This window comes from Vibrio genomosp. F10 str. 9ZD137 (assembly GCF_049974785.1).
Taxonomy (GTDB): Bacteria; Pseudomonadota; Gammaproteobacteria; order Enterobacterales; family Vibrionaceae; genus Vibrio.
In genome coordinates, this window is record NZ_JBNGCJ010000644.1 from 1 (window position 1) to 2,323 (window position 2,323).

2 protein-coding genes are annotated in these 2,323 nt (G+C 44.9%); both read left to right on the plus strand.

Going from position 1 to position 2,323, the window contains the following annotated elements; translation table 11 throughout:
- A partial coding sequence (locus ACP45E_RS15555; RefSeq protein ID WP_069585214.1) for a sodium:solute symporter family transporter occupies positions 1-1,278 on the plus strand: 1,278 nt, incomplete at its 5' end.
- 223 nt (positions 1,279-1,501) lie between these two features.
- The coding region (locus ACP45E_RS15560; RefSeq protein ID WP_141707360.1) for a DUF4962 domain-containing protein at positions 1,502-2,323 on the plus strand (822 nt) is incomplete at its 3' end.

Genomic DNA, 2,323 nt, shown 5'->3' on the forward strand with positions numbered 1-2,323 from the left:
GCCATGGCGGTAACGGGTGGCTCATGGGCAGTTGTAGCCTCTGATTTCATGCAAATGCTTGTTATCATGGCAGTCACTATTACCTGTGCGGTTGCGGCGTACTTCCACGGTGGTGGCATTTCAAACATCGTTGCGAACTTCGATGGCGACTTCATGTTAGGTAATAACCTAAACTACGTCAGCATCTTTATTCTTTGGGTTGTGTTTATCTTCGTTAAGCAGTTCGGTGTAATGAACAACAGCATCAACGCTTACCGTTATCTTTGTGCAAAAGACAGTGAGAACGCTCGTAAAGCCGCTGGCCTTGCTTGTATCTTAATGGTTGTTGGCCCACTAATCTGGTTCCTACCCCCTTGGTATGTAAGCGCATTCATGCCAGATTTTGCTCTACAATATGCTTCAATGGGTGACAAAGCGGGCGACGCGGCTTACCTTGCATTCGTCCAAAACGTAATGCCAGCGGGTATGGTTGGTCTGTTAATGTCAGCTATGTTTGCAGCAACCATGTCTTCAATGGACTCAGGCTTGAACCGTAACGCGGGTATCTTCGTTATGAACTTCTACAGCCCTATCCTGCGCAAAGACGCAACTCAACGCGAATTGGTTATTGTAAGTAAAGTCACCACCATTGCTATGGGTCTTCTAATTATTAGTATCGGCTTATTCATTAACTCGCTGCGTCACTTAAGCTTATTTGACATTGTAATGAACGTTGGTGCTCTAATTGGTTTCCCTATGCTCATTCCTGTACTGCTAGGTATGTGGATTCGTAAAACACCTGATTGGGCTGGTTGGTCCACTCTCGTGGTTGGTGGCATCGTGTCTTACGCATTTGGTATTTCTATGCAAGCAGGACACATTGAAAGCCTATTCGGTTTAGAGCAAGAACTAACAGGCCGTGAATGGAATGACTTGAAAGTTGGCTTGAGCTTGGCTGCGCACGTTCTATTTACTGGCGGTTACTTCATGCTAACCACTCGTTTCTATAAAGGCCTAAGCCCTGAACGCGAGAAAGAAGTAGAGCAGTTATTCATTAATTGGAATACCCCTGTCATATCAGAAGGCGAAGAGCAACGTGATTTAGATACTAAACAGCGTTCAATGCTTGGCAAACTGATCAGCACAGCAGGTTTTGGTATTCTAGCAATGGCTCTAATTCCAAATGAACCAACAGGTCGTCTATTGTTCCTATTGTGTGGTTCAATTGTTCTAACGGTTGGTATCTTACTTATCAACGCTTCTAAGACTGGTGCTCGACAACTCGAAACAGCAAAATAGAGCACGCATAGTCTCACTTTATAAGCCCATGTATTCCCCCGAATCATGGGCTTTTTTTATTTTCAGTTCGGGCTTTACTTGGCATAGTCCACAGAAATTCATGTACCTTAAGTCTAAAAACCGCTCAAAAACACGACTTTTCTATCGCACCCAAACTTCATTTGTATTACAATAAGATGTAATGCAGTTGACCATTAATTTAATATTGAATAAGAGAGTAAGCATGAGTGATAACAAGCCTCTTGATGCAATTCGTAAGATGAAGCTGGAAAATGACACTTCCGCCGGAAACCTAGTAGACCTACTTCCTATCGAAGTACAAAAACGTGATTTCGATTTATCGTTTCTAGATACTTTGAGCGAAGAACGCCCTCGTCTTCTTGTTCAATCCAAAGATCTCGCTGAATTTAAAGCGAAAGTGCAAGCTGATGAATCACACTGCATGTTCGATGACTTCTTCACCAAGTCTACCGCTAAGTTTATTGATACCGCTCCTTATGAAGAGCCACAAGCGTATCCAGAAGAAACCGTAGGTAAAGCTTCTCTATGGCGTCCTTACTGGCGTCAAATGTACGTTGATTGCCAAATGGCACTGAACGCTACGCGTAACCTAGCAATTGCTGGTGTAGTAAAAGAAGACGAACAGCTGATTGCGAAAGCAAAAGCTTGGACTCTAAAACTGTCTACGTACGATCCTGAAGGCGTGACGTCTCGTGGCTACAACGATGAGGCGGCTTTCCGTGTTATCGCTGCAATGGCGTGGGGCTACGACTGGCTACACGGCTACTTCACAGATGAAGAGCGTCAGCAAGTTCAAGACGCACTAATCGAGCGTCTAGACGAAATCATGCACCACCTACGCGTGACGGTTGATCTACTGAACAACCCTCTAAACAGCCACGGTGTACGTTCAATTTCTTCTGCTATCATCCCAACGTGTATCGCGCTTTACCACGATCACCCGAAAGCAGGCGAGTACATCGCATACGCTCTAGAATACTACGCAGTACATTACCCACCATGGGGCGGTGTCGACGGCGGTTGG